The organism is Rahnella sp. PAMC25559 (genome assembly GCF_050632365.1).
GTDB lineage: Bacteria > Pseudomonadota > Gammaproteobacteria > Enterobacterales > Enterobacteriaceae > Rahnella > Rahnella rivi.
This window is the reverse complement of sequence record NZ_CP192543.1, coordinates 2,897,083-2,920,641: the sequence shown is the minus strand read 5'-3', so window position 1 is coordinate 2,920,641 and position 23,559 is coordinate 2,897,083. Positions and strand designations below refer to the sequence as shown.

Annotated in this window: 21 protein-coding genes; 11 read left to right on the top strand and 10 right to left on the bottom strand. The window is 53.7% G+C overall.

Translation table 11 applies throughout. The features are described 5' to 3' along the window. Window positions 1-4: 4 nt before the first annotated feature. Complete coding sequence (locus ACQZQY_RS14865; protein ID WP_431295877.1) at window positions 5-1,102, bottom strand: glycerol dehydrogenase; 1,098 nt, start codon at window positions 1,100-1,102, stop codon at window positions 5-7. Window positions 1,103-1,491: 389 nt separating this feature from the next. On the opposite strand from ACQZQY_RS14865, the gene ACQZQY_RS14860 reads away from it, so the two are divergent. Continuing rightward, window positions 1,492-1,674: a hypothetical protein gene (locus ACQZQY_RS14860; protein ID WP_056780449.1), complete on the top strand. Its 183-nt coding sequence runs from the start codon at window positions 1,492-1,494 to the stop codon at window positions 1,672-1,674. 141 nt (window positions 1,675-1,815) lie between these two features. On the opposite strand, the gene ACQZQY_RS14855 is transcribed toward ACQZQY_RS14860, so the two are convergent. Then, window positions 1,816-3,471 (bottom strand): glucan biosynthesis protein D, encoded by a 1,656-nt coding sequence (locus ACQZQY_RS14855; protein WP_421670118.1) that lies wholly within the window; start codon window positions 3,469-3,471, stop codon window positions 1,816-1,818. A 389-nt stretch (window positions 3,472-3,860) separates the two neighbouring features. On the opposite strand from ACQZQY_RS14855, the gene ACQZQY_RS14850 reads away from it, so the two are divergent. Continuing rightward, a complete protein-coding gene (locus tag ACQZQY_RS14850) occupies window positions 3,861-5,249 on the top strand; it encodes a CoA transferase (protein ID WP_431295876.1) in 1,389 nt (462 codons plus the stop codon). Between the two features lie 24 nt (window positions 5,250-5,273). Here ACQZQY_RS14850 and ACQZQY_RS14845 read toward each other — a convergent pair whose 3' ends face one another. Then, a complete protein-coding gene (locus ACQZQY_RS14845) occupies window positions 5,274-6,125 on the bottom strand; it encodes a helix-turn-helix domain-containing protein (RefSeq protein WP_431295875.1) in 852 nt (283 codons plus the stop codon). A gap of 248 nt (window positions 6,126-6,373) precedes the next feature. Here ACQZQY_RS14845 and ACQZQY_RS14840 point away from each other — a divergent pair, with 248 nt between their 5' ends. The 5 genes from ACQZQY_RS14840 (at window position 6,374) to ACQZQY_RS14820 (ending at window position 13,703) form a co-directional block, all read left to right on the top strand. After that, window positions 6,374-8,212 carry a DUF2264 domain-containing protein gene (locus ACQZQY_RS14840; RefSeq protein ID WP_431295874.1) on the top strand — a complete coding sequence of 613 codons (1,839 nt, stop codon included), beginning with the start codon at window positions 6,374-6,376 and terminating at the stop codon, window positions 8,210-8,212. A 42-nt stretch (window positions 8,213-8,254) separates the two neighbouring features. Next, window positions 8,255-9,541 (top strand): oligosaccharide MFS transporter, encoded by a 1,287-nt coding sequence (locus ACQZQY_RS14835; RefSeq protein ID WP_431295873.1) that lies wholly within the window; start codon window positions 8,255-8,257, stop codon window positions 9,539-9,541. 30 nt (window positions 9,542-9,571) lie between these two features. Next, window positions 9,572-10,762 carry a glycoside hydrolase family 88 protein gene (locus tag ACQZQY_RS14830; RefSeq protein ID WP_431295872.1) on the top strand — a complete coding sequence of 397 codons (1,191 nt, stop codon included), beginning with the start codon at window positions 9,572-9,574 and terminating at the stop codon, window positions 10,760-10,762. 389 nt (window positions 10,763-11,151) lie between these two features. Beyond that, a complete protein-coding gene (gene rcsA, locus ACQZQY_RS14825) occupies window positions 11,152-11,766 on the top strand; it encodes a transcriptional regulator RcsA (RefSeq protein WP_421670123.1) in 615 nt (204 codons plus the stop codon). Window positions 11,767-12,005: 239 nt separating this feature from the next. Then, entirely contained in the window at window positions 12,006-13,703 is a 1,698-nt protein-coding gene (locus ACQZQY_RS14820; protein WP_431295871.1) for a methyl-accepting chemotaxis protein, read from the top strand. An 86-nt stretch (window positions 13,704-13,789) separates the two neighbouring features. On the opposite strand, the gene dsrB is transcribed toward ACQZQY_RS14820, so the two are convergent. The 6 genes from dsrB to ACQZQY_RS14790 form a co-directional block, all read right to left on the bottom strand. Further along, window positions 13,790-13,987: a protein DsrB gene (gene dsrB / locus ACQZQY_RS14815; protein WP_056780486.1), complete on the bottom strand. Its 198-nt coding sequence runs from the start codon at window positions 13,985-13,987 to the stop codon at window positions 13,790-13,792. 392 nt (window positions 13,988-14,379) lie between these two features. Beyond that, window positions 14,380-14,589, bottom strand: coding sequence for a transcription antiterminator/RNA stability regulator CspE (cspE, locus tag ACQZQY_RS14810; protein WP_013575246.1), 210 nt, complete (start codon window positions 14,587-14,589; stop codon window positions 14,380-14,382). A 298-nt stretch (window positions 14,590-14,887) separates the two neighbouring features. Continuing rightward, on the bottom strand, window positions 14,888-15,676 hold the full coding sequence (locus ACQZQY_RS14805; RefSeq protein WP_238485170.1) for a potassium channel family protein: 789 nt from the start codon (window positions 15,674-15,676) through the stop codon (window positions 14,888-14,890). A 246-nt stretch (window positions 15,677-15,922) separates the two neighbouring features. After that, the gene (locus ACQZQY_RS14800) at window positions 15,923-16,267 is read right to left on the bottom strand and encodes a hypothetical protein (protein ID WP_056780492.1); all 345 of its coding nucleotides are present in this window, start codon (window positions 16,265-16,267) and stop codon (window positions 15,923-15,925) included. Between the two features lie 166 nt (window positions 16,268-16,433). After that, on the bottom strand, window positions 16,434-17,492 hold the full coding sequence (locus tag ACQZQY_RS14795) for an NAD(P)-dependent alcohol dehydrogenase (protein WP_056780496.1): 1,059 nt from the start codon (window positions 17,490-17,492) through the stop codon (window positions 16,434-16,436). Between the two features lie 215 nt (window positions 17,493-17,707). After that, window positions 17,708-18,718 (bottom strand): AI-2E family transporter, encoded by a 1,011-nt coding sequence (locus tag ACQZQY_RS14790; RefSeq protein WP_056780501.1) that lies wholly within the window; start codon window positions 18,716-18,718, stop codon window positions 17,708-17,710. 186 nt (window positions 18,719-18,904) lie between these two features. Here ACQZQY_RS14790 and ACQZQY_RS14785 point away from each other — a divergent pair, with 186 nt between their 5' ends. The 4 genes from ACQZQY_RS14785 (at window position 18,905) to ACQZQY_RS14770 (ending at window position 22,578) form a co-directional block, all read left to right on the top strand. Further along, a complete protein-coding gene (locus ACQZQY_RS14785) occupies window positions 18,905-19,564 on the top strand; it encodes an epoxyqueuosine reductase QueH (protein WP_056780504.1) in 660 nt (219 codons plus the stop codon). Between the two features lie 351 nt (window positions 19,565-19,915). Next, window positions 19,916-20,605 (top strand): DUF969 domain-containing protein, encoded by a 690-nt coding sequence (locus tag ACQZQY_RS14780; RefSeq protein WP_056780508.1) that lies wholly within the window; start codon window positions 19,916-19,918, stop codon window positions 20,603-20,605. After that, window positions 20,605-21,552, top strand: coding sequence for a DUF979 domain-containing protein (locus ACQZQY_RS14775; protein WP_390975824.1), 948 nt, complete (start codon window positions 20,605-20,607; stop codon window positions 21,550-21,552). The genes ACQZQY_RS14780 and ACQZQY_RS14775 overlap by 1 nt, the downstream gene beginning before the upstream one ends. Before the next feature lie 12 nt (window positions 21,553-21,564). Beyond that, window positions 21,565-22,578, top strand: coding sequence for a DUF2891 domain-containing protein (locus ACQZQY_RS14770; protein ID WP_431295870.1), 1,014 nt, complete (start codon window positions 21,565-21,567; stop codon window positions 22,576-22,578). Window positions 22,579-22,599: 21 nt separating this feature from the next. Here the strand turns inward: ACQZQY_RS14770 and lpxA are convergent, their stop codons facing one another. Beyond that, complete coding sequence (gene lpxA / locus ACQZQY_RS14765) at window positions 22,600-23,388, bottom strand: acyl-ACP--UDP-N-acetylglucosamine O-acyltransferase (protein WP_056780517.1); 789 nt, start codon at window positions 23,386-23,388, stop codon at window positions 22,600-22,602. Window positions 23,389-23,559 lie beyond the last annotated feature (171 nt).

The following is a 23,559-nucleotide window of genomic DNA, read 5'->3' as shown; positions in this document are numbered from 1 at the left end:
CTATTTACTTCACTGACTTGCTGAACGCATCGACCGCCAGAATGGCGCTGGCAACGTCTTCTGCCGACAGATGCGGATTCAGGTTGCCCAGCGTATCGCCCTCGCCGTTCGCCAGTGCACCCACTTTTACCAGGCTGGCAAAGGTTTCATTTTCCAGATGCATCTCTTTGAGCGTGGTAGGCATTTTAATTGAACGGTAGAAGCGCACGTATTTTGCGATTTCTTCGTCAGGGCGCTGCTCAAGTACCATCTGCGTCAGCGTACCGTAGGCGACTTTCTCACCGTGCGTCAGGTGATGAATGTCGCCGGAAATCGCGGTGAATCCGTTGTGGATCGCATGAGCACCCGCCAGACCGGCGTTTTCAAAGCCCAGACCGGACAACAGCGTATTGGCTTCCACCACCGCTTCAACGGCTGGCGTCACCAGTTTTTGCTCAACGGCGGTATAGGCGCTGTAACCGTAGGTCAGCAGCGTTTTTTCACAGGCTTCAGCAATCGCCATCCCGGCGATAGTCGGGTCACCGCCTACCATCGAGTGGGAATGCGAGCGCAACACCGCCTGCGCTTCCACAAACGTCGCCAGACCGTCTGCAATCCCGGAGGCAAACAACCGCACCGGCGCCTGGGCGCACACCTGGGTATCGACCAGCACCAGATCCGGGTTTTTGTTGTAGAAACGGTAGGATTCGAACACGCCTTCGTCGGTGTAAATCACTGACAGTGCACTGCACGGCGCATCGGTTGAGGCCACCGTCGGCACAATCACCACGTTTTGTTTTAGTTCATCCGCGATAGCTTTTACCGTATCGAGGGTTTTGCCGCCCCCAAGACCGACCACCACCTGCGTGCCCGCTTCGCGGGCAATGGCCGCCAGACGGTTGATTTCACTGGCAGAAGCTTCGCCGTTGAAACGTTCAAAATGAAATTCGACCTGTGCGGCGCTCAGCGATGCTTTTACGCGCTCGCCGATAATGCCCCAGACCACGTCATCAGCAATCAGGAAAGATTTCCCGCCGAGCGCCGGCAGGTAATCCCCTAACTCATCCAGCACACCGCTTCCCTGAACGTACTTTCTTGGCGAAGAGAAGATAAATTTACTCATGATAAAAACCTCTTTTCGTAGACCATTGAGATGTGAATGACTCCCCTCAGCCTACCCCAGCAGGCGGCCCGCGCCCACCCTTTTAATTCACATTAACAGCATGACTGGCAAAGAAATTTTCTCTCTGAGCAGGATGAAGGCTTTCCCCGCAGAGACAGTGCCCTGATGAATTAATCACCTGAAAAGACTATTGGGATGTGCAAGCAAAAAACCGTGATGAGTTAGGTTTCAGCTATCAAATGCATAAACAGCACCAGCTTTTACTTATCAATCTTTTCCGTAGAATGCAGTCCATTGGCAGCACGTCGTAAGCAGTGGCAGGACGTTTGAGTACACCAGCTTGCTGTTAGCCATCCCATTAATAATCTCTGAGATGAATAAGGAACAGCATGTATAACTTTCAGCGTTACAACGCCAAAGAACTGGCCCTGGCTTATATGAGCAGCAAACCACACGACTTCTCGCCACAAGAATTCTTACAACAGTTGAAAGAGGTTGAAAAATCTTTCGACGCGGCGCTGAGAAATCCTCAGCAACAACCGCAGACCGGAATGCTGGTTAAGGCGTTTTGATTGCCGTCTTCGCCTTCATCAGCTGAGTACCCTTGTTTTACCCAACGCAGATCCTGTGTCCGGTGCATCTGCAAAACAAGTCAGTAAAAAGCAAAAGCCCCGAGCGAATCGGGGCTTTTTGTTTTTTAACGCCGCTGCGGGTTAGCGCATTTGGCGGTCGTCGATGTACTTGCGGTTTTCAGGCGCTGGCGGGAAATACTGGTACAGCCAGGTTTCTGACAACGCGGTCTGACCTGAACGCAGGAACATGCGCAGTTCAACCGGCGCGACGGAATCGCTGTCCGGAGTCCAGTCAAACAGGATGCGGTATCCGTCGAACGGCTGGACATACAGAATTTCGATATTCTTGATCTGGCCGTGAGAGACGTTGATCACCGGCTCGATGCCTTTATCGGCATAGGCTTTCAGTTCACCGCCGACAAAGTCGATGGCGAAACGACGCGCCCACACTGCCGGATAGTTTTCACCCGGCGCCCAGCCTTCCGGGAACCCGCCCATACCGGTACGCGTAGCCAGCACATTAGCCAGCGGGCTGCGGTGCGGCGGCGTACCGCTCCAGTACAACTTGTAGCTGAAACTGAACTCAGCGCCGGATTTCACCGGCGTTTCCGGCTGCCAGAAGCACACCACGTTATCCAGTGTTTCGCCGGTGGTCGGGATTTCCATCAGGTTAACCGCGCCCTTCCCCCAGTCACCGACCGGTTCCACCCACAGGCTCGGACGTTTGTTATACCAGCCAATCACATCCTGATAATTGTTGAACTCGTGGTCGAGTTGCAGCAAGCCAAAACCTTTCGGGCTGTTATCGGCAAACGCATTAAATTGCAGACGTTTCGGGTTATTCAGCGGACGACAAATCCATTCGCCGTTGCCGGTCCACATTTGCAGGCGATCGGAGTCATGAATTTGCGGATGGATGGTGTCGCAACGGCCACGCTCGCTGGTGCCACAGCTGAACATGCTGGTCATCGGAGAAATGCCCAGCTGTTTGATGTCTTCACGGGCATGAAGATGGTTTTCGATTTCCATCACTACGCGCGTCGGTTCGCAGTGGATCACGAATTTATAGGCACCGGTGATACTTGGGCCATCGAGCAGCGCATACACCGTGAAGGTGGTATCACCCGGTTTAGGCGTATCGAACCAGAATGCGGTGAAATCCGGGAACTCTTCGGGTTGATCGGTGAAGGTATCCACCGCCACGCCACGGGCAGAAAGGCCGTACTGATAGGTGTCATCCACCGCGCGGAAATAGCTGGCGCCGAGGAAAGAGACGACGTCTCGGCGCGTCAGTTCAGGCGCTTTGTTGACCTTAAAACCGGCGAATCCGAGATTGGAGAAACCTTCGAGCTGTTTGGTATCCACACCTGCGTCATGGTAGTTGAACAATTCAGGGCGGAAATGGATTTCGCGCGACATGTGCCTGGCCGGATCCACCGAATACATGCGCACGCGACGTTTGAAGCCCATGCCCACGTGGAACAGTTCGACGTCGAGCTGCCGGTCCTGCAATCCGTTCCACAAGGAATGGGCGTGATCGTACTGTATGGCGTTGTAGGCCTGCGGTGTCAGCTCAGCCAGCGTTTTAGGTAAAGGCTGCGGCGCACCGCCATAGGGTTTATCCGCTAAGTCCTTCGCCATCTTTTGCAGGGCGTTGAAATCAAACGGCAGTTCGCCGCCGTCTGCCACGTTCGCCTCTGCCGCCTCAGCGGAACGGGTGAACAGTGTGGACATAGCCGGCACACCGCACCAGGCGGCGAATGCCATTGAAGCTTGAATAAATGCTCTTCGTTCCATGCCAGATTCGTTTCCTGTACTGGGCAAAAATCTGGGGGCATCGCCTCAGGGCGCCGCCCCCGCGGTGTTCGAAAAAATTCGACCTCAAGGCTAACGTAAAATTCACCCGCCGAGTATAAGAAATTGAATGCATTCAGCTAATATTTTGCTTGTAAAAGTAAGCACATCTGAAAGCGCGCAGCCCCCGCCGGTCAGGGGCTGCGGGCAGGTTCGCCAACTGCCGTTTACGGGGCGTAGTCTGGTGGTAATTCACGCAGGTGTTTTAGGAGCATTCTGTTACAGAACCCTGAATTTCGTGCGGTTCAGGGCACTTCTCTCCCTCATTTGGCACGCTGCGGCCAAAATGTTCTAAATTTGTAACTCCGTTATCCGCCTTCTGGAGTCGCAGTATGTCTGATGAAAACATCCCGGAACGAACCCGCACGCTGTATGCACAACTCACCGGCAGGGACCGCCTGCCTGCGGCGCTGCATGTGACCGGTGAAGGGGATTTACCGGCTTATTATCCGGTGACAACGCTCATCACAGCGTCCGTGGCGGTGGCGGCGCAGGCGCTGTCGCATCTGTTGTCTTTGAAAGACGGCATTACCCCTGCTGTCACCGTTGACCGCCGGCTGGCGTCATTATGGTGTCAAAGCAGCATCAAACCTGACGGCTGGGAAATTCCTCCGGTCTGGGACAGTCTGGCCGGTGATTACGCTACCGCCGACGGCTGGATCCGTCTTCACACCAATGCACCCGCCCATCGCAACGTCGTCGAAACGGTGCTGGGCAAGGCAAACCACCGGGAGGCGCTGGCACCACGGGTGGCTCTGTGGAAGAAAGCGGAGCTGGAACAGGCGGTGGTGCTGGCCGGAGGTTGTGCCGCGCAAATGTTCAGCGCCAGTGAGTGGCAGCAGCATGTGCAGGGAAAATCGCTGGTCAGTGAGCCGCTGTTTCAGCGCGCACTTTGCCCGCCTGCCACGCCGCCTGCATGGGCCCTGGGCCGCGAGCATCCGCTGGCAGGCGTGCGCGTCCTCGATCTCACACGCATCATTGCCGGGCCTGTAGCCACGCGTTTTCTGGCCGGACTGGGCGCAGATGTGTTGCGCATCGACCCGTTTGGCTGGGATGAACCGGGCCAGGAAGCCGACGTGACGTTAGGTAAACGTTGCGCACGGCTCAACCTGCACAACCCGCAGGACAGGCATCGTTTTGAAACCTTGCTGCGGGAGGCGGACGTGATCGTTCACGGCTATCGCGCAGGTGCGTTGCACAAACTCGGTTATGGCAGTGAACAGCGGCGCGCCCTGTCGCCGGGGCTGGTGGATGTTTGTCTGAATGCCTACGGCTGGAGCGGGCCGTGGCGCGAGCGGCGCGGGTTCGACAGCCTGGTGCAGATGAGTTGCGGGATCGCGCAACAGGGTATGCAGCAATCGGGCGAGAATAAGCCTGTGCCGCTGCCGGTTCAGGCGCTGGATCACGTCACCGGTTATCTGATGGCGGCAGCGGTGATTCATGGGTTAGCACAGCGCGTCGAAACGCATCAGGGCAGTGAAACACGGCTGTCGCTGGCGCGTACTGCCCGTGAACTGATGACCTCCGGGGCACAAGAGACAGCGTCTGCGTCGCGGATTTTTGCGGCGCAGGCAGAAGACTATTCGTCGCAGCCGGAATATACCGTCTGGGGGCCGGGCTGGCGGTTACGTGCGCCCGTTCAGCTTGAGGGCACCGCCTGGCAATGGGATTTGCCTGCCTCTGCGCTCGGCAAATCCCCTGCCAGCTGGCGGAAGGCATAGCCATTTCACTGCAATATAATCAGTTCACTGCAATAATGAAAACGCCGCCTTGCGATATTGCAGCGGCGTTTTTCCTATCATTTTTTTGAAGCGGGTGATGAAGTATGGCGCGTCCGCGAATCCGCATTGCAGACCGATACTTTCCACTGACTGATCCGTTAAACGTAAAAGCTCACAGGCGCGCTTCACCCGGCGCGTGGCCAGATAATCCTGAACAGACCCGCCGGTTTCCTGCCCGAAAACCCGTGAGATATAACTTTCTGACAGCCCTACCGCCGCCGAGAGGCTCGCCATCGAAAATTTCTGCACATAATTTTCTTCAATCCACTGCATCACCTTTGACGCCGTTGTGCGGCTGACCGTTTTCTGCGTATCGCCCTGCGCGGGCATAAAGGCCATCAGCTGCAACACCAGCATCGCGATTTCCTCCCACTGATGGGTTTGCTGCTCGGTCAGCTGGTTGAACTGTTCGAGGATCACTTCAATGTGCGCGGCGTGGTCGCTCAGGTCAAAAATGTGGGCGGCGCGGTCGGGATCCCACAACCTGGCAAACCGGGCGCGACGCTGCGGGAAAGATTGCAGGCAGCCGTCCAGCAGCTGGTGATCCAGATGAACCGTGGTGCGTTCATAGGCGTTATTTTCGTCTGCCTCGACAAACACTTTGTGCAATTTGAACGGCGGAAACACGAACAGGCGCCCCGGTTTTAAGGTGTATTGCTGATTATCAACAATCACAATGCCGTAACCCCGGCTGACAAACAGTAATTCCAGACACTGATGCCAGTGGAAATAATTAGCGCTGCCGCGACTCATCCGGTTAAAAGAAACCTGACGTTCATTAAGGGCAATACGTTCAAGATAATCTGATACCGGCATTGGGGATGTCCTTTACGCATAATACGGATAACAGCAGATCACAATTTTCAGTCCATTTTTTATAATTTAAGCCGCTTTCAGGCGAAATTCTTTATCACAATTTCAAAATTCAGCTGAATCTGTGAACCCCGTAACAATCAGCGTTTTCCATTTCTCTATATTTCAATCGCGACACAAGGAATTGAAATAGTATTTCAAATAATAAAAACCTTATTTACCGGTCCTTTAACACCACCGGGAGAGCTTTTATGACGCAAAATAAAGTGAATACTCAAAATCCGCTGCGTAATCGCGAAGACGTACAACATCTGTTGAATGACCTGCTCTCGGCCGTCTCGCCTTATACCGAAAAAGGCAAAAGTGGTATCGACCTCGGAGAGTCCACCACCCATTACGGTAAAGAGATTGCCAAAATGGAAGCGCTGTCCCGCATGTTGTGGGGGATTTTTCCGCTGGTGGCCGGGGGTGGCGAATGCGCCGATCTGCCCTTCTATCTGGATGCGATCCGTTTCGGCACCGACCCGCAACATCCGCAATATTGGGGAACCCTGCGCGATTTTGATCAGCGCTGCGTGGAAATGGCTGCGTTTGGCGTCGGGCTGGCGCTGCTGGATAAACGTCTGTTGCAGCATTTCACCGCGCAGGAACAGCAACATCTGGCCGACTGGCTGAATCAGGGACGTGACGCACTCATTCCCAACAACAACTGGAATTTCTTTCCGATCATGGTGCAGATGGGCTTTAAACAGGCCGGTCTGCCGTGGAACCAGGACGCGGTGGCTGCCCGTTTTGAGCTGATGGAAGCCTATTATCTCGGCGATGGCTGGTACTCCGACGGCCCCGGACGTCCGCGCGATTACTACATCTCAATGGCGTTCCACTATTACGGCCTGCTGTACGCTCAAAACATGGCGGATGTGGATCCTTCACGCGCGGCCTTACTGCGCCAGCGCGCCGGGGTATTTGCGCAGGATTTCATCACTCTTTTCTCCGCCGACGGTGCCGCTGTGCCGTTTGGCCGCAGCCTGACCTATCGCTTTGCCGAAGCCGCTTTCTGGAGCGCCGCGGCGTACAGCAAGCTGGATGTGTTTACGCCGGGCATCGCCAAAGGCGTGATCCTGCGTCATCTGCGTCACTGGCTGAAACAGCCCATTTTCGACCGCGACGGCCTGCTCAGCATCGGGTATCACACACCCAATCTGGTGATGGCCGAAGACTACAACGCGCCGGGTTCGCCTTACTGGGCGTGCAAAATCTTTCTGATCCTGGCGTTGCCGCAGGATGATGCGTTCTGGCTGGCGGACGAAGCGCCTCTGCCTGAACTGCCCCGCACGCACTGTATTCCTCATGCCAGTCAGATCCTGATGCGCGACGCGCAAGGTCAGCACGTTGTGATGCTCACGTCCGGCCAGCTGGAGCTGAATAACTTCGTCAATACCGAAGCCAAATACACCAAATTCGCCTATTCCAGCCAGTTCGGCTTCACGCTGGATCGCGGACGCTACGGGCTGAATCACGCCGGTTGTGACTCCATGCTGATGCTGGCCGAAGGCGACGGATATTTTCGCGGACGCCGGGACTGCGCTGAAACCCGCATCACCGAGGATGCGATTTATTCGCGCTGGCTGCCCTGGCACGACGTGGAAGTGCGCACCTGGCTTATCCCGTGTGGCGACTGGCATTTGCGCATTCATCATCTGAAAAACCAGCGTCCGCTGGACACCGCCGAGGGCGGATTTGCAGTGATTCAGGATCCGGCGACCCGGTCACAAATCCCCCCCAATCAGCACGCAATTGAGGTGACGGCATGCAACGGCATCAGCCGGATAGTCAGCCTGAACGGCGGGAGCGAGCGCGAGGCCACGACGGTCGTGACTCCGCCGAACAGCAGCATTATGTTCGCCGAAACGGCGGTGATCCCCGTACTTAAAGCCAGTTACCCCGCCGGTTCGCACTGGCTCATCAGCGCGGTCTGCGCCGGGACCGGCAGCGACACCGGCGACCTTGCCGCACCGGAAATCATCCGCGAGGGCAACCAGTTGCACTGGCAGTATCAGGGACGCAGCGGGCAGATTTCTCTGGCCTGAATTTCACAGTAAAGCCCGGCAGTTCACGCTTGAGGAGTCACCATGAAAGCCATAAAAACAGCCAGTAAATCGGCTTACTATAAAATGAGTAGCTTTATATTCCTGTATTTCTTCACCTGGTCTTCCAGCTTCGGGCTTTACGCCCTGTGGCTGGGGCAAAAGGCCGGGCTGGACAGTATGAGCATCGGTACCGTTTTCGCCATTAACGGCGTTTTTGCGGTGGTGATGAAGCCGGTTTATGGCTACATCATGGACAAGATCGGCATGAGCAAATCCCTGCTCTATTTTGTCGTGCTGGTGTCGGCGCTGATGGCTCCCTTCTTCATCTTCGTGTACCAGCCGCTGCTGGAAAGCCACATGATGATCGGCATTATTGTCGGCGCGCTGTACCTCAGCCTCGGCTGGTATGCCGGTGTCGCCGCGTCAGAGTCTTATGCCGATCGCTTCAGCCGCCTGTATCACATGGAGTTCGGGCAGGTTCGTATGTGGGGCTCGCTCGGCTGGGCGCTGGCCGCCTCGTTCTCCGGCCTGTTGTTTAATCTGTCTCCTGCCTGGAATTTCGGCCTGAGCAGTGCCACGTCGCTGGTGATGCTGTGCGTGCTGCTTTCACTGAAAATTGGCAATGAAGAGCTGAAAAACAACGACGTGATCGCGCAGCAAAAAATCGTGTTCAGCGATGTGATCCTGTTGCTGAAAAACCGCAAATTCTGGATGTTTTCGCTCTATGTGGCCGGTGTCGCCTGGATGATGTTTGTCGCCGAGCAGCAGTTCTCGCGCTATTTCGTCACCTTTTTTACCACCAAAGAGCAAGGCAACGCCTGGTATGGCTACCTGAGCACCGTGCAGTCCGGCTTCGAATTCCTGATGATGATGGTGATCCCGTTCCTGGTGAATTATTTCGGTGCCAAGAAAAGCCTGCTGATGGTCGGCGTGGTGGTGGGGATCCGCCTGATAGCCTCCGGGCTGACGCACGATCCGCTGCTGATCTCCATCATCAAGCCGTTCTACGGGCTGGAAATCTCATTGCTGCTGATTTCGGTCTTCAAATATATCGCCGAGCATTTCAGCAAACGCGTTAACGCCACCATGTATCTGCTGGGTTATCAGGCCATGATTTACGTCGGTTCGATCGTTATCGCCCCGCCGGCTGGCTATCTGTATGAACGCATCGGCTTCGAACACACCTATCTGATCATGGGCAGTATTGCGCTGTTCTTTACGCTGGTTTCAGCCTTTACGTTATCCGCCTGTCAGAGCATCCGGTCAGGCAGCCCCACCACCGATAAACCGCTGGAAACCCCGGCAGAACTGACCCCGGCGAAACGCTGAGTGAATGAATTAATTGAAAAGGGAGAAGATATGACGATGAATATCGCGAAAGAGAATTTATTGCCGGTTGAACTCAATCAGTTAGACAGGATTGCGTTTGCGGAAAAAATGCAGCGGGCGCGCCAGACGGTGCTGAGCAAAATTTCCCGCAACGTGGAAAAGTTCGGCGATAAGTTTCCGGCAGAAACCTGTCAGAACGGGCATTACCCGCTGACGGAAAATGTGGAATGGACCACCAGCTTCTGGACCGGCCAGCTGTGGCTGGCGTGGGAAATGACCGGTGACGATCGCTACCGTCATGCGGCAGAAAAACAGGTCACCTCATTTGGTAACCGCATCGTTAACCGCATTGATACCGCCACGCACGATCTTGGTTTTCTTTACAGCCTGTCCTGCGTCAGTGCCTGGAAACTGACCGGCAACCGCCAGGCCCGCGGCATCGCGCTGCTGGCCGCCGAAGCCCTGATGGAGCGTTTTAATTCGAAAGCGAAAATCATTCAGGCCTGGGGCGATTTGCAGGATCCGGAACAGGCCGGACGCATGATCATCGACTGCAATATGAATCTGCCGCTGCTTTACTGGGCCAGTGAGCAAACCGGTGAGCCGCGCTTTGCACAGGCTGCGCGCGCCCATGCAGAGCAGGCCGCGAAGTACATTGTTCGCCCCGATGCCTCGACCTATCACACATTTTATATGGACACGCAGACCGGTGAGCCGCGCTTTGGAAACACCCATCAGGGCTATGCCGACGATTCATGCTGGTCGCGCGGCCAGGCATGGGGGATTTACGGCTTCCTGCTGAGTTACCGCTACACCGGAGACGAGGATCAGGTCGAGCTGTCACGGCGTCTGGCACACTATTTCCTCAACCGTCTGCCACAGGATGATGTCTGCCACTGGGATCTGGCGCTGCTGGGGACCACGGAACCCCGCGACAGTTCAGCGGCAGCAATTGCGGTATGCGGTCTGCTGAGCCTGGTCAACACCCTGCCCGCCACCGATGACAAGCGCGCCTGTTATGAGGAAATGGCGCTGCGCATAATGGATTCTCTGACCGACCATTATCTTGTCCGTGAAGAGGAAGACTGTGACGGCTTGCTTAAGCATTCGGTTTACCACATGGCGAGTGGTAAAGGGGTGGATGAATGTTGCAGCTGGGGCGACTATTTTTACGTTGAGGCCCTGGTACGCCTGACTCAGTGCTGGCAATCCTACTGGTAACTTTTATGGACGCGGTACTCTGTATCGCGTCCCGTTAACTTGCCGTTTACAATGCGTGAATTTTTTTGAAGCATTTTGCGGCTCTTGATGTGAATGCTAAGTATTCCCTGTCGTTATAATTACGCCATCATCAATAAGTTTTACTGCTATGTCCTTACATCCGCTCAGAATAGTCCTAATTTCACGATCCTTTTGTTCAGTCACAAAGTAAACGCTGACATAAACCAAATTAATATAATCTCGTAACTCTCTTTAAACGCTGAAAAAAAACTTTGAATATGCGGTTTTTTCATGCGAGAAATAGGGTCAGCACGTTCTTCGTGCTTTTAAGATTCATCTGTTTTAATCCAATCATTATGCCGAACAAGGACGTCCTGTGAGGACTCACTATGCAAACGATAATCTTGGATCCCTGCCGTTTTACCCGCATTGGATTGCAGCAATTTCTCGCCGAGGAACAGGACATCAGTTATGTCAGCCACTTTGATCAGTTACACCAGAGTTGCCGCAAACTGAAGCCGTCCGTGGTGTTTATTAATGAAGATTGCATGCAATCCAATGCGGACAGTAAATCCCGCCTGCGAGCGCTGATTACTGAATATGCCGACACGTTATTTTTTATTTTTATGTCCAGCACACGTATTCATTTTGAAGAGTACGTTTTCGTTCGCAAGAACGTGATTATCACCTCGAAATCCATTAAGGCTGAAACCCTGAAACAACTGCTGAATCACCCGCGACTGCCGCAGGCGAAAAACCCGGCCAGCTGCGGCCTGCTGGACATCCGCCCCGTGATGCTCAGCCGGTCTGAATCGGCCATGCTGAGAATGTGGATGTCAGGCGACGGCACAAATGAAATGTCGGATAAGCTGAAAATTAAGACCAAAACAGTGTCGTCATATAAAGGAAATATTAAGCGGAAAATAAAATCACCGAACAAACACATTATTTATCATGTTGTGCGTTTATGTGATCAGCTTACTGACGGTATTTATGTCAGCTAATTCTCTTTAATGACGGACTATTTCTACAGGCTATGCCATTGCATAGCCTGTAGAAGGCTACACAAACTTCTGAAATGAGATCCGCGTCGCAAATATAAACTCAATCTCCTCTCTGGATTGCCGATGTCCTTATATGGCGTGTTTTCGCCACGGCAGGACTTGCCCGCAGGCAGACCCTACATCGCTGTCACTCACCGACCCTCAATTGCCGGTGAACAGGATTAACAGAGCGGAATAAAATGGATACTCCTTTAAACATCAATACCCGAACCTCTTTTATCAGCAATTTTCGACTCATCACCTTGATCAGCCAGATTCTGGTGGGGATCCTGTTCCTGTTTGCCATTTCGATTGGCACCTCCAGCTTTTTCCTGAAACAAAGTAATGCGGCACTGTCGAATGCCACGCAGGAATTGCAAATACGCCTGGCGCTGTCGAACAGCTCCAACCACCTGCGCACTGCCCGCCTGTTATTGATTCAGGCCGCAGCGGCAGCCCGTGTCGGCGATCAGGACGTCTTTAATAAGAATCTCAGCGATGCCGCCACCCGCCTGAAACAGTCGCAGACGGCTTTTGATACCTACATCAACCGGCCCGGTAAAAATGCCACCGATCTGGCGCTCGATGAACCGCTGAAAAAATCCTACAACGCCTACATGACGCAGGGCATGCTGCCGATGATGGATTCTGCGAAGCAGGCGCATTTTGAGGAAGTGATTTCTCAGGAAGCCGAAACAGTGCGTGAACTGGATCAGGCTAACAACACACCGTTGCTGGCAGCCATCGCCTATCGCACCGAAACCGCCAATAAAATCAACGATAAAGCGCAGCGAAATGCCACGCTCGGTTATGGCCTGATGGGCGGCGCATTCCTGCTGGCGCTGGTGCTGACGTTCATCACTTATCTGGTGATGCGTAAAGTGATCATCAATCCGCTGAACCGTCTGGTGGTGCGCATTCAGAAAATCGCCGAAGGCGATCTGACTCAGCCGGCACAAAATAATGGCCGCAACGAAATCGGCGTGCTGAGCAGCAATGTCGACCACATGCAGCATTCACTGGCCAGCACCGTGCTGACCGTGCGCGAAGGCGCCGTGTCCATTTATCAGGGCTCAACGGAAATTGCTTCCGGCAATACCGACCTCTCCTCACGCACCGAGCAACAGGCTGCCGCGCTGGAACAAACCGCCGCCAGTATGGAACAGCTCACCGCGACGGTGAAACAGAACTCTGAAAACGCCCATCACGCCAGCAAACTGGCAGCCGCTGCCTCGAATAAAGCGCAGAAAGGCGGAGAAATCGTCGCCAACGTCGTCAGCACAATGGAAAATATTTCCCGCAGTTCGACCAAAATTGCTGAAATCACCAATGTGATCAACAGCATCGCCTTCCAGACCAACATTCTGGCGCTGAATGCCGCCGTAGAAGCCGCCCGCGCGGGTGAACAAGGCCGTGGATTTGCCGTGGTCGCCAGCGAAGTGCGTAATCTTGCCCAGCGCAGCGCACAGGCGGCAAAAGAGATCGAATCACTGATTGAAGAATCGGTGGACTATGTGGGCGAAGGCAGCATTCTGGTGGGCGATGCGGGGACGACGATGTCTGAAATCGTCACCGCCGTCAGCCATGTGACTGACATCATGGGGGAAATAGCCTCCGCCTCCGATGAACAGAGCCGCGGCATCAGCCAGGTCAGCCAGGCTGTCTCTGAGATGGACGGCGTGACTCAGCAGAACGCCTCGCTGGTGCAGGAAGCCTCGGCCGCTGCCGCCTCTCTGGAAGAACAGGCCGCGCGCCTCACCCAGGCGGTTGCCGTCTTCAAAATTGACGGTACACATCGCCCCGCCGTGCGTACTCAGCCCGCCGCACGCGCCCTGCCGGGTTCATCGCCGCGTTCAGGCAAAACCACCAGCACAGAACCGAACTGGGAAACGTTCTAAATTCTGACCGCACCCGCGTATAAAACAAAAACACCGGCAGCGATGGCTCCGGTGTTTTTTTATTGATTCATGTTACCTGCGATATTTTACTCTTCGCTGTCCCGTGGTACGACGAAGGTTCCGTCTTTGGTATCGCCTTCATTGAAGAACCAGATCCCCGCCGGATAATCTTCCAGCGCAACCAGATACATAACGCCTTCGTAAAACTCTTCTACAGCAAGCACTTTCCCTTCACGACGCGGCCCGCCATCGGTTTTTACTGTGACAAGATCATTAACTTTCATCAGGTTACCCCATAGTGTTCAATTGTATTCATTGTAGTACAGACTGGCAGAGAAAGGCACGGGACAAGGTGAATGCAGGGCAAAAACCCTGAGATAACGCGGGGGGATTAATTTTCAATTCCTTAACATTTCAGCGCCAGAATCCTGACAGATATTTCTTTTATACTGCCTGCGTGCTCACCCCCGAGGGAGTACGTAATGAATGTCATAAGAAATATTTTTGCCCGCCACTATGCGGGCTTTTTTTTGTCTTTTTGCCAGAGCTCGCCGGTAAACAACAGGCGCTCGCAAAATGACAAAGGGGTATTTCACAAACGACAGACGTAAAAAAACCCGCGCATGCGGGTTTTTGTCATCTGTACGTTTATCGCTGTAACAGCGGTAAAGTAAGATTAGATAGCGGTAACGTTAGCCGCAGACGGACCTTTAGCACCGTTCTCGATAGTGAACTGTACGTTCTGGCCTTCAGCCAGGGTCTTGAAACCTTGATCCTGGATAGCGGAGAAGTGTACGAACACATCTTTGCTGCCGTCAGCAGGAGTGATGAAGCCAAAGCCTTTAGACTCGTTAAACCACTTAACCTGACCTTTCATCATTGACATAAGAATTACCTTTTAAAAATAAATTTCGCCACCATGGGCATGTTATAGCCGGATTTCAGTCGTTACTTATGGAGGCACTAAGAAGGAAATTCGTCAGAGCAGGGTTATCATGGATAACGCTTTAAATTGGAACAACTTTACTCAGGATGTCGTGCATAAATAGGTCTGTACCACAGGCCGAGACGTATTTACTCATGACTGCCATTTAATAGCAACTCTTTTTAACGCAATGTCAGGGGAAACCCCAAAAATAGTCTTTTTATGAACCAGTCAGTACAATCATTGAACAATTATAGGTCTATTTATCAACAGCTTGTGATCTCTGCGCTTCCAGAACCGCACCGCAATGTGCACAAAATTTTGCATCAGATTCATGTCCAGAATGCAGACAATTCTGACAAGAACGTGCCGCCCGCCCCTTTTCCAGCTCTTGTGACATATAAGCCGTCAGAATTCCGGTTGGCACCGCAATGATTGAATAGCCTAAAAGAATCAGCACCGATGCCAGCATTCTGCCGAGCGCGGTATGCGGGGTGATATCGCCGTACCCGACGGTTGTCAGCGTCACCACGGCCCAATACACCGATGCGCCAAGCGACGTAAATCCATCCTTGCCCTCTTCCACCGCAAACATCAGTCCGCCGAAAAGACACAGGATAATAGCCACGAAGCCAAAGAAGATGCTCAGCTTGCGGCGCGCGCGCATCAGGCTGCGCCACAACATCCCGGCATCATTCATATAGCGCAGGAGTTTCAGCACGCGCAGGACGCGCAAAACGCGCAGCAATCGCACCACCACCACCAGATCGGCAGACCCGGCCAGCGACGGCATCATCCAGACGATATACATCGGCAACACGGTACACAGATCGATAATGCCGAAGAAACTGACCGGATAATGCATTTTGCGCGGCGAGCACAGTATGCGCAGCACGTACTCCACGCTGAACAGCGCCGTGAATCCGAGTTCGATTAAACCGAAGCGCCAGAGAACATTCGGCGTATTGGGAAACAGATCGGTCGCGCTGGATTCGAAAAACAGCACCACCACGCTCAGTAAGGACGCGGTGATCCAAAAGATTTCCATCCGGTGACCGCTGCGGGTGCGGTGCTCAAACAAAAGCGCAAAACATCTGCGTCGCGTTGCCGCGAAAAAGCGATAATCCTGAGTCATAACAAGCGCCAGCCATCAAACATACGCGAAGAATATCGCCTTATCGCCTGTACGCCTACCGTCTGGCTCACCCTTGCGACCAAAAAAAACGCCGCTCACTGAGGTGACCGGCGTTTAGTAGCAGACAGTTTTCGTGTATTGCCAGGAAGCAGCGTGCCGCTATTCCATCAGTTCAGAAACGGCATTACGGACGTAGGCGGTGATTTGCGCGACGTCTTCAGCGTTCGCACTGCCACCGCCGATAGAGCGCACCGTGTTTTCCAGATGGCCAATATCCTGCTCAACTTTCTTCGCAATCTGCACTTTTACAATCGTATCGACGGAAGAGATAAAGGCACGCATCACGGCTTTAAGCGCAAAGATCTCGCCGAAAGAATCGTATGCCGGTTTCTCAGCCGCCGCTGAACTTGGCTCTGCAGCCCGTGGAGGCAGGCTTTTCAGTCTGTCCACATGTTCAATCATCAGGTCCATATCTCTGATGAGTTCATCAAAACTCTTAGCCACTGTTTTTCCTTCGCCCGGCGAAAGGCAGCAGGATACCACTGCCGTCACAAGCCGAGAAGCCACCGTAAGAAGGAAAGCGTAAATTTCGTCACAATGCGCCTGCCGGTGTGAATTTCTTCACTCTCCGGCAGACGCATCAGGTCGCTATTTAACCGAAATCAGCGGGTTACGCGTTTTTCAGTGAAGCCATATCGACAACAAAGCGGTATTTCACGTCGCTTTTCAGCATACGATCGTAAGCGCCGTTGATGTCCTGCATGTCGATCATCTCGACGTCACAGGTAATGTCGTGTTCAGCACAGAAATCCAGCATTTCCTGAGTTTCTGCGATCCCGCCGATCAGGGAACCTGCAACGGTTTTACGCCCCATCACCAGTTTGCCGCTGTGCAGCGCCGGGTCGATAGGTTCGATCAGGCCGACCAGGATGTGAGTACCATCGCGTTTCAGGGTATCCAGGTACGGGTTCAGATCGTGCTGATTTGGCACAGTATCGAGAATAAAGTCGAAGTGGCTTTTCACCGCCGCCATTTGCTCTTCATCCGTCGACAGCACCACGTGATCGGCGCCTAAACGGTAAGCTTCCTGCTCTTTGCCTTTAGAACGGGTGAACAGCGTGACGTCTGCGCCCAATGCTTTGGCAAATTTCAGGCCCATGTGGCCTAAACCGCCCAGGCCGACAACCGCGACTTTATGGCCTTTACCGACTTTCCAGTGTTTCAGCGGAGAGAAGGTGGTGATACCGGCACACAGCAGCGGCGCAGCGGATTTGATGTCCAGTTTTTCAGAAACGCGCAGCACGAATTTCTCTGCCACCACGATTTGTTCGGAATAACCGCCGTAGGTCATCATGTTGTCATGACGATCGTAGCTGTTATAGGTCATGGTCGCGCCTTCTTCACAGTACTGTTCCAGGCTCTCCGCGCAGGATTCACAGTGCTGACAAGAATCGACCATACAACCCACACCGACAGTATCACCGACTTTGAAGCCGCTGACTTTCGCGCCGACTTGTTTCACACGGCCAATAATTTCGTGTCCCGGAACCATCGGATAGATGCTCTGGTGCCATTCATTGCGCGCCTGGTGGATATCGGAGTGGCACACGCCGCAATACAGAATGTCGATCACAACGTCGGTATCACGCGGGTCACGGCGAACAAAATTATGAGGCGCAAGAGGCGCATCCGCTGAAAGGGCAGCGAAACCACGAACGTTAAGAGTCATTTATTTCTCCTGAAGGGCTAACGGAATACATGCGCACGGCAAAAGGCAGTGCACCAGGAAAGTATGACGCGTTAAGGAGACAAACAAATATAACGATCCTCGCCATTACTTGCCTGAATCTGTTTTTTTCAGGAGTTTTAAATCAGGGTAATCCGATAGCCAGACAGTGACGCCGCACAACGCAGCGTCACTTTTGAGAAGGAATTCAGAAAGGTTTAGATAAGACCGGCGTCTTTGAGTTCGCTTTTCAGGTAGGCGTAATAGATAGGTGCGGCGACCACACCCGGTATACCAAATGCGGCTTCAAACACCACCATCGCCAGCAAAACTTCCCAGGATTTGGCCTTGATGCGGTTACCCACAATGCGCGCATTCAGGAAGTATTCCACCTTGTGAATGATGATCAGATACCCCAGCACCAGCGCCCCCACCCACAAGGACAGCGACAAACCCACGATGAAAATCAGGGTGTTTGAAATCAGGTTCCCTACCACCGGCAGCAGGCCGCACACGAAAGTCAGCGCAACCAGCGTTTTTGCCAGCGGCAGGTGAATGCCAAACAGCGGCAAAATACCAAACAGGAAAATGCCCGAGAGCACCGTGTTGATCAGTGAAATCTGGAACTGTGCGAACACCACATTACGAAAAGCAGCACTGAGCAGGCTCACGCGATCCAGCAATTCCTGTTTCAGCGGAGCATGGTGCTCGCCACGGGTATGGCGCTGGAGAGAAATAATCGCCCCGAGGATCATACCAATCAGCATGGTGACAAAAACGTGTGCGGCGTTTTTACCGAACGTCTGGATCATGACAATGTGCTCACGCAGCCATTGCAGGAAAGTACGCTGTAACTCTTCGATATTGGCCGGAAGATAGTGCAACAGCACCGGCGACAAACGGCTTTGCGCGTCAGTCAGCAATCGCGACACCATGGCGTTAAACGCCACCGGGTTTTTCATGTCTTCCATCAGGAAGTCTGCGATAGCCGCGACAAACAGAATCAGGCAACTCACCACCACGGTGCTGATAAAAGCCACCACCACCCAGCGCGCACGTTCGCCGCTGAGGATTTTCTGAAAATGCGGCGTCAGCGCATTGACCAGTTCGTACACCACGAAACCGGCGATAAAGCACGCCAGTAAATGAAGAGGAAGAATCAACAACAACCCGCCCATCACAATCAACAAACTGAGCCAGCGAATGTGATTCGATCTCATAATTTGCATTGCCTGCATCCTTAAAAAACGTGTCCCGGGCCTGGCCCTCAATGTTGCCTCTATCATAGCATCTAACCCTGTAACGCCATGATGTGTGTTCAGAAACAGTTAAGAAAATTTTGACACGACAGCGAGGTCTTCTATCATCCCCCTCAGAACAATCGTTAAAGTTATTCTGAAATAAAGGTGAACAGGATGTCTGAATTAATTCGTGAGAAACTTTCCCTGCCTGAAGGGCATGACCGTCTTTTATTGCACTCCTGCTGTGCGCCCTGTTCGGGAGAAGTGATGGAGGCTATTCAGGCGTCCGGCATCGACTACACGATATTCTTCTACAATCCGAATATTCATCCGCAGAAAGAATATTTGCTGCGCAAAGAAGAAAATATACGTTTTGCCGAACAACACGGCATCCCGTTAATTGACGCCGATTACGACACCGATAATTGGTTTGAACGCGCCAGAGGAATGGAAAATGAACCTGAGCGTGGGATCCGCTGCACCATGTGTTTCGATATGCGTTTTGAACGCACGGCACTCTATGCCTGGGAACATGGTTTTAGTGCTATTTCGAGTTCACTGGGCATTTCGCGCTGGAAAGATATGCAGCAAATTAATGGCTGCGGCGATCGCGCTGCCGCGCCTTATCCCGGAATGGTCTACTGGGACTACAACTGGCGCAAGAAAGGCGGTGCAGCGCGCATGGTGGAGATCAGCAAACGCGAACGCTTTTACCAGCAGGAATATTGCGGTTGCGTTTATTCGCTGCGCGACAGTAATTTGCACCGTAAATCCCAGGGCCGTGATCTGATCAAACTTGGGGTGAAATATTACGGGGATGAGGACGACGAATAATCTGCCACACCGCGTATTGATACGCCTTTATCATTAATCCCGGCCCTGTGTCGGGTTAATTATGCTGATAATTCCCGCTGATAACCTTCTGATCCCCTGCGTATAAAGCTTCTGCCAGTTCACTATTTTGTTCGATAACAAAGTTTCAAACAGCCAGACTCATTTCCTATGATGGCCGCCGGTTTGCATCTTGCGTTCCGTTAAATCGCTTGTTACTTTCCGCCTCTCAGTTTTATTTATGCGTAATCGCTATAAGAAATAACCCACGGTTATTTCGCGTGTATTGCGCAGGCAGACTGGCACGTAAAACAAAAAACACAACATCGTATTTATCATTACAGGGGAAGTTATATGTGGGTGCTAATAGGTATTCCGATCGTCGTGCTGGGTTTTGCACTGCGGTTTAATCCGTTACTGGTCGTTACCATCGCCGGGATCTCTACCGGACTGGCCGGCGGCATGCAAACCGTGGAAATCATCAGCGCTTTCGGAAAGGCGTTTACCGATAACCGCTATATGGGCCTTATCTGGCTGACCTTGCCGGTGATTGCGCTGCTTGAGCGTAACGGGCTGAAAGAGCAGGCGAAACACCTGATTTCCAAAATTCATGTGGCGACCACCGGCCGCATCCTGATGCTCTATTTCTTCCTGCGCCAGATGACGGCAGCGCTGGGGCTGAACTCGCTGGGCGGACACGCGCAGATGGTTCGTCCGCTGATCGCACCGATGGCCGAAGCCGCCGCCACCACCAAATACGGTGATTTACCTAACGACGTGCGTCAGAAAATCCGTGCCCATTCTGCTGCGGCAGATAACGTGGCGGTCTTTTTCGGCGAGGACATTTTTATCGCCGTGCAATCGATTCTGCTGATCAAAGGTTTTCTGGATCAGTACGGAATCGACGTCGAACCCCTGCACCTGTCTGTCTGGGCGATCCCGACCGCGATTGCCGCACTGATTATTCACTTTATCCGTTTGTGGCTGCTTGACCGCTCGCTGGCTAAACGTTTTGACGGCCACCACGGGAGCACCGCAAAATGATCAACCTACAGTCAGTTTATATTCTCGCGGGCCTGATGTTCTGCGCCTTCGCGCTCTTCAATCTGCGCGACAAAAGTAATGCACGTCGCTATGTGAATGCGCTGTTTTGGGGCGTTTACGGCGTCACTTTTCTGTTTGGCGGCGAGTTGCCGCATTTTGTCACCGGCTGTCTGGCGATTCTGCTGGCGGTGATTGCCGGCAGCGGCAAACTGGGTAAAGGCAAAACGGATAACGACCAGCCTGAACGCGTGGAACAGCGTGAAGCCGGTGCCCGACGTTTTGGCAGCAAACTGTTTATTCCTGCCCTGCTGATCCCGATTGTGACGCTGATCGGCACCCTGACGCTGAAATACACCCCGCTGGTGGAAGCCAAAAACGTCACGCTGATTTCTCTGGTGATCGGCACGCTGGTGGCTTTTGTCGCCGCGCTGGTGATGTTGCGCGATTCGCCACTCAAAGCCATAAAAGCCGGCGGGCAGACGATGGACACCGTGGGCTGGGCGGCTATTTTGCCGCAGATGCTGGCGGCGCTGGGCGCGTTGTTTGCGATGGCAGGCGTCGGCGGCGTGGTGGCAGACCTGGTGAAAAATATTATCCCTCTGGGTTCACCGCTGGCGATTGTGGTGGCCTACACCTTCGGGATGGCACTGTTTACCATGATCATGGGCAACGGTTTTGCCGCGTTCCCGGTGATGACGGCGGGCATCGGCCTGCCGCTTATCGTCAATCAGCTTGGCGGCAACCCGGCAATCATGGGCGCCATCGGTATGCTGTGTGGTTTCTGCGGAACCCTGATGACGCCGATGGCGGCAAACTTCAACATCGTTCCGGCCGCCTTGCTTGAATTGCAGGATAAAAATGGCGTGATCAAGGCACAGTGGAAAACCGGCGTGCTGCTGTTGCTGGTCAACACCGCCTTTATGTATTTCTTTGTGTTCCGCTTCTGATAAGGAAAGACGATGACCACAACGCAGATGACGCCAGCGATGGCGTCCCGTTTTGCCTCACTTGCGCTCAATCATTTAACGCGTGAGTTTCCCAATAAACTGATGCACGCGATGAGCAGCGCGCAGGACGCACGCACCCCGCGTCAGCTTCACCCGATTTTTTATGGCAGCTACGACTGGCACTCCTGCGTTCACGGCTACTGGCTGTTGCTGCGCTTGCTGAACACTTACCCTGAGATGCCGGAAGCGGAGAAAATCATAACCGTGGTCGGGCAGCATTTCACCGCGGAAAACGTGGCGGGCGAAATGGCTTATCTGCAACAGCCACAACATGCCGGGTTTGAACGTCCTTATGGCTGGGCATGGTTTCTGGCACTGACGCAGCAGTTGCAGGAAATGGCATTGCCACAGGCCGCTGAATGGGCAAAAAATCTGGCGCCGATGGCCCGCTTTTTCGAAGAGAGTTTTACGGCGTTTCTGCCGAAAGCGACCTATCCGCTGCGCGTCGGCAGCCATTTCAATACGGCCTTCGCGCTGGCTCTGACGCTGGACTATGCCCGAAGCGTTAAGCATGGCCCGCTGTGCGCGTTAATTGAAGAAACGGCGCGGCGCTGGCATCAGGATGATGTGCATTGTCAGGCATGGGAACCGGGTGGTGATGAATTTTTGTCGCCATCGCTGATGGAAGCGGAGCTGATGCGCCGCGTACTGCTGGGGGAGGAATTTATTCTCTGGTTCGACCGTTTTCTGCCGGAGCTGGCGCAACGTCAACCCGCCACGCTGTTCACTCCCGCCACAGTCACTGACCGCAGTGACGGTAAGATCGGGCATCTGGACGGTCTGAACCTCAGCCGCGCCTGGTGCCAGCGATCTCTGGCGTCGGCGTTACCGGCAGGCGACGCGCGCGCAACCCTTTTACGCCACACGGCGGAAGAGCATTTGCACAGCGCACTGGATAATCTCGACAGCGATTACATGGGCGAACATTGGCTGGCTACCTTTGCCCTGCTGGCGCTGGAAGCCTGACCGGCCTTTACATCCCGCCGGTTAGCGGATAATTCCGCGCGTCGAGCGGGTAAAGAAATCATTGAACTGGCACAGTATCGGGTGCTCCGCGCTGAGCCGTTCAATCTCAAGCTTCACTACGTCTGCCGCCACCTGCTGATGATATAAAAGATCGTACAGATGGCGGATCACCTTCCGCTCAACGGCATTCGCGCGGGTAAACGCCAGCGCGCGTTCGTTGATGCCGCGCGGGACTGCGCGGTTACCACTCGCCACAACAAACGGCGGAACGTCCTGCACCACGCAGGTGTTGTCCAGCAGCAGCGAGCCGGTGCCAACGATGCAAAACTGATGCACCGCACACAATGCGCCGAGTTGCGAATAATCTCCCAGCGTGACGTGACCGGCCAGCCCGCTGTGATCGCCCATTGACGTGTGATTGCCCACCTGACAGTCGTGCCCGATGTGCACACCCGCCTGAAAAATATTTTGATCGCCAATGCGCGTGACACCGCCGCCCTGCTCTGTGCCCCGGTGCAGCGTCGAGTGACGGCCAATCTCATTGCCGTCGCCGATGTCGAGGCTCGCCGCTTCGCCGTTGTATTTCAAATCCTGGCTGACTTCGCCGATGGACGATCCCATCCCGATTCGGTTCTCTCGACCGATAGACGTATCGCCGTTAATGACGACATGTGAGGCAATGACTGACCCTTCGCCTATCCGCACACCCGTGGAGATAAAACAGAAAGGGCCGACAACAACGTGCGGGCCGATAACAACACCCGGTTCGATGATACTGCTGGCCGCAATTGTGGCCGAAGATGAAATCAACGCATAAATCCTTCTGACAATCGCTCCGCATGCAGAGGCCGGACGCAAAATCGTCAGTGTTAAATTAAACCTGGGAGGATTAATCAGCGGGAAGATCAAAATGAGTCGGAAGTCGCACTCAGAAAGGTATAAACAGGCTGATGGCTTTTTGCGCAACTCCCCTGCTATGCC

Bases quoted from the DNA above. Each gene is read 5' to 3' on its own strand.
- ACQZQY_RS14865 (WP_431295877.1), bottom strand. From the start codon at position 1,102: ATGAGTAAATTTATCTTCTCTTCGCCAAGAAAGTACGTTCAGGGAAGC.
- ACQZQY_RS14860 (WP_056780449.1), top strand. From the start codon at position 1,492: ATGTATAACTTTCAGCGTTACAACGCCAAAGAACTGGCCCTGGCTTAT.
- ACQZQY_RS14855 (WP_421670118.1), bottom strand. From the start codon at position 3,471: ATGGAACGAAGAGCATTTATTCAAGCTTCAATGGCATTCGCCGCCTGG.
- ACQZQY_RS14850 (WP_431295876.1), top strand. From the start codon at position 3,861: ATGTCTGATGAAAACATCCCGGAACGAACCCGCACGCTGTATGCACAA.
- ACQZQY_RS14845 (WP_431295875.1), bottom strand. From the start codon at position 6,125: ATGCCGGTATCAGATTATCTTGAACGTATTGCCCTTAATGAACGTCAG.
- ACQZQY_RS14840 (WP_431295874.1), top strand. From the start codon at position 6,374: ATGACGCAAAATAAAGTGAATACTCAAAATCCGCTGCGTAATCGCGAA.
- ACQZQY_RS14835 (WP_431295873.1), top strand. From the start codon at position 8,255: ATGAAAGCCATAAAAACAGCCAGTAAATCGGCTTACTATAAAATGAGT.
- ACQZQY_RS14830 (WP_431295872.1), top strand. From the start codon at position 9,572: ATGACGATGAATATCGCGAAAGAGAATTTATTGCCGGTTGAACTCAAT.
- rcsA (WP_421670123.1), top strand. From the start codon at position 11,152: ATGCAAACGATAATCTTGGATCCCTGCCGTTTTACCCGCATTGGATTG.
- ACQZQY_RS14820 (WP_431295871.1), top strand. From the start codon at position 12,006: ATGGATACTCCTTTAAACATCAATACCCGAACCTCTTTTATCAGCAAT.
- dsrB (WP_056780486.1), bottom strand. From the start codon at position 13,987: ATGAAAGTTAATGATCTTGTCACAGTAAAAACCGATGGCGGGCCGCGT.
- cspE (WP_013575246.1), bottom strand. From the start codon at position 14,589: ATGTCAATGATGAAAGGTCAGGTTAAGTGGTTTAACGAGTCTAAAGGC.
- ACQZQY_RS14805 (WP_238485170.1), bottom strand. From the start codon at position 15,676: ATGGAAATCTTTTGGATCACCGCGTCCTTACTGAGCGTGGTGGTGCTG.
- ACQZQY_RS14795 (WP_056780496.1), bottom strand. From the start codon at position 17,492: ATGACTCTTAACGTTCGTGGTTTCGCTGCCCTTTCAGCGGATGCGCCT.
- ACQZQY_RS14790 (WP_056780501.1), bottom strand. From the start codon at position 18,718: ATGCAAATTATGAGATCGAATCACATTCGCTGGCTCAGTTTGTTGATT.
- ACQZQY_RS14785 (WP_056780504.1), top strand. From the start codon at position 18,905: ATGTCTGAATTAATTCGTGAGAAACTTTCCCTGCCTGAAGGGCATGAC.
- ACQZQY_RS14780 (WP_056780508.1), top strand. From the start codon at position 19,916: ATGTGGGTGCTAATAGGTATTCCGATCGTCGTGCTGGGTTTTGCACTG.
- ACQZQY_RS14770 (WP_431295870.1), top strand. From the start codon at position 21,565: ATGACCACAACGCAGATGACGCCAGCGATGGCGTCCCGTTTTGCCTCA.